This is a genomic window from Streptococcus sp. GMD5S, assembly GCF_000298715.2.
Lineage (GTDB): Bacteria > Bacillota > Bacilli > Lactobacillales > Streptococcaceae > Streptococcus.
Map to the genome: position 1 here is coordinate 1 of NZ_AJRG02000038.1, position 2,747 is coordinate 2,747.

General features: G+C 39.6%; 2 protein-coding genes. One reads left to right on the plus strand and one right to left on the minus strand.

The genetic code is table 11. The features are described from left to right. Positions 1–109: 109 nt before the first annotated feature. The gene (locus GMD5S_RS0209550) at positions 110–958 is read left to right on the plus strand and encodes a YitT family protein (RefSeq protein ID WP_000619787.1); all 849 of its coding nucleotides are present in this window, start codon (positions 110–112) and stop codon (positions 956–958) included. Between the two features lie 22 nt (positions 959–980). On the opposite strand, the gene GMD5S_RS0209555 is transcribed toward GMD5S_RS0209550, so the two are convergent. Continuing rightward, on the minus strand, positions 981–2,378 hold the full coding sequence (locus GMD5S_RS0209555; RefSeq protein WP_001020295.1) for an APC family permease: 1,398 nt from the start codon (positions 2,376–2,378) through the stop codon (positions 981–983). Positions 2,379–2,747 lie beyond the last annotated feature (369 nt).

Here is a 2,747-nt window from a genome sequence, read left to right on the forward strand (position 1 = left end):
GGGATTTTCTCCTTTATTATATCAAAAAAATGATAAAAAATCATAAGTGATCCGATGAAAAGAACTGAATTTTTGGTATAATCTATCTATAGAAAAGTGAGGAACAGCCATGATTCGAAAACTTCAACCGATTATCACCATTATTCTTGGAGCCGCTATCTATGCCTTCGGTCTTACTTACTTTGTTGTTCCTTATCATTTATTTGAGGGAGGGGCGACAGGTATTACCTTGATTACCTACTATCTTTTTAAGATTCCTGTCTCATTGATGAACCTCTTAATTAATATCCCTTTATTTATCCTGGCTTGGAAGATATTTGGACCTAAGACCCTATACTCCAGCCTTCTAGGATCTATTTCACTTTCCGTTTGGCTAGCAATCTTTGAGCGCATTCCTTTGCACATCGACTTGCAAGGGGATCTCATCATTGTCGCTTTAGTCTCAGGAGTCTTACTGGGGGTTGGTTTAGGAATTATCTTTAATGCTGGTGGAACCACTGGTGGCTCTGACATCGTTGCCCGTATCCTCAACAAATACACCAATATTTCGATTGGTAAATTACTCTTTGGGATTGACTTTTTCATCCTGATGTTGATTTTGATTATCTTCCAGGATCTTCGTCTCGTTACCTATACCCTCTTATTTGACTTTATCATCGCTCGTGTTATCGACTTGATCGGCGAAGGAGGTTATGCTGGTAAAGGATTTATGATTATTACCCAATATCCTGATCAATTGGCCAAAGAGATTAACGATGAACTCGGACGTGGCGTTACCTTTATATCTGGTCAAGGCTACTACAGCAAAAAGGATTTAAAAATTATCTACTGTATCGTCGGTCGGAACGAAATCGTTAAAATGAAAGATATGATTCACAAAATCGACCCTCAAGCCTTTATCACCATCACTGAGGCTCATGAAATTCTGGGTGAAGGATTTACTTATGTGAAAGATTAAAAAAGCTGGGAATTCCCAGCTTTTATTCTTCTTCTGCGAGGGTTGAATGGCGGAACCCGTAAGTAAAGTAAATGACTAGACCAACTAAAAGAGCAATGCCAAAGGCAATCCAGGTATCTAGACTATATTGAAGCATAAAGGAAACACAGATAAGGATGGAAAGAATTGGCAAGAGTGGTACCAAAGGAGTTTTAAACTCTCCCTCTTTTGGCATGCCCTTATCCTTTCTGAGTTTTATTATTCCGTAGGCTAGCAAAATCAGATAAGCTAGCGTACAAATATTTAAGAAGGATGCAATACTGGCTAGAGGAAACACTCCTGCAGCAATAGCTGAAGCAACTCCTGTTAAAAGGGTCGCATTTTTAGGAACGCGACTAGTCTTGCTTAATTGTTTGAAACTTTGAGGTAAAAGTCCATCACGCGCTAAGCTATAAATCATCCGAGATAAAGCATAAGTCATAGAGATACATACGGTTATCAGGGTTAAAATGGCTACAAGCGAAACATAATTTGCTGCCCAGCCGATACCAATACTCCGTAATGAAAATGCTACTGCATCGTCCACATTGAGTTTACTGTAGTGAACAATCCCTGTCAATACTAAGGTTACCAAAGCATAGAGAATGGTGACGATTGTCAGAGAAAGGACAATTCCGCGAGGAATATTTTTTTGCGGGCTTTGAATTTCATCAACTGCCATGGAAATTGACTCAAATCCGAGAAAACCAAAGAACATCAAAGATGCGCCAGCCATAATCCCAGTACTTCCACCATATAGTTGACCAAAGCCAAAAGGAGCAAAATTCGACCAATTTTCAGGTTTGATGTACCAAATACCAACTAGGATAAATAAGGCGAGAGCTGAGAATTTCAAGACCACTAAAAGCGAATTAAATCGCAAAGCTGCCTTTGAATTTAATAAAACCAATCCCGTTACCAAGGTCAGTACTAAAATAGGCAGAAGATCGATATAGGTACCTTGTTCAGGGTTAAAGGTTCCATTCAAGGCTTGGGGCATGGAGATACCATAATTACTGAGCAATCCCTTAAAGTAAGCTGCCCAGCCAGACGCCACACCTGAAACAGCCGTCATGAATTCCATGATGGTCAACCAACCAGCAATCCAGGCTGGCAATTCTCCTAGAATCGCATAGAGATAACTATAAGCACCACCAGTAGCAGGCACACAAGAGGCAAATTCTGCGAAAAAGAGGGCTGATAGAGAAACACACAGAGCAGAAATCACAATGGAAATCACTAATGAGGGACCAGCTAGGGTAGCCGCTGCTGTTCCTGTAATGGTGAAAATCCCTGTCCCCACCATGGCACCAATCCCTAGAAGAATCAAATCCCACAATTTCAAATGGCGATGCATTTCTGTCTGTCTCAGACTAACATCCTTGGTTCTAAAAATATTCATTCTTCTTCTCCACTAAATGTAATTGTTTTATTTTACCATATAAAAGCAGTTTTGTGAATATTTATTAGGTTCTTTTTTAAAAAAATTCTGAACAGAAAGGATTCCTGTTCAGAATTTGCATTTTTACCCAGTGATTCTTTCAATTATTTACTCATCAAGCGATTAAGCTCAACAGTATACTCCATTGAAAGTTTTTGGGGATTTGGGATTTTTTAAACTTCAAAGTAAGGGAACGGACGGTCACTATCTAGAGGACGATTTGGAACTTCTTGTTCCAAAATAGCGCGCCAACCAGATACCAATTCTTCAAAAGTCAGTTGTGCTTCTGGAGAAGCTGTTGTAAGCTTTCGCCCAAACCAAGCCATGGTT

Bases quoted from the DNA above. Each gene is read 5' to 3' on its own strand.
- GMD5S_RS0209555 (WP_001020295.1), bottom strand. From the start codon at position 2,378: ATGAATATTTTTAGAACCAAGGATGTTAGTCTGAGACAGACAGAAATG.
- GMD5S_RS0209550 (WP_000619787.1), top strand. From the start codon at position 110: ATGATTCGAAAACTTCAACCGATTATCACCATTATTCTTGGAGCCGCT.